This window comes from Methylobacterium sp. C33D, assembly GCF_053345825.1.
On the sequence record NZ_JBKFAV010000211.1, the window covers coordinates 1 to 300 of the forward strand.

A 300-nucleotide genomic window follows, 5' to 3' on the forward strand; every position below is an offset into this window, starting at 1 on the left:
CCCGTACGGGAGAGCGGGTGGCGCGGGGGCGCGGCGCGTGCCGCGCCGGGCCCGGTCAGGCCGCCCGGACGGTATCGAGGAAGCGACTGACTTCCGCGGTCAGGTGCTCCGATTGCCGGGACAGCTCCGAGGCCGCGTCGAGGACTTGGCCGGCGGCGACGCCGGTCTCCTCGGCGGCGCCGGCGACGCCGGCGATGTTGCTCGTCACCTCGCCGGCCCCGACAGCGGCCTGCGAGACGTTGCGCACGATCTCCTGCGTGGCCGCGCCCTGCTCCTCGACGGCCACCGCGATCGAGGTGG

1 pseudogene is annotated in these 300 nt (G+C 76.3%); it reads right to left on the minus strand.

What is annotated here, in order from left to right:
• Positions 1-55: 55 nt before the first annotated feature.
• Positions 56-300 (minus strand): annotated as a pseudogene (locus ACLBXO_RS32085) (chemotaxis protein); the annotation flags it as partial.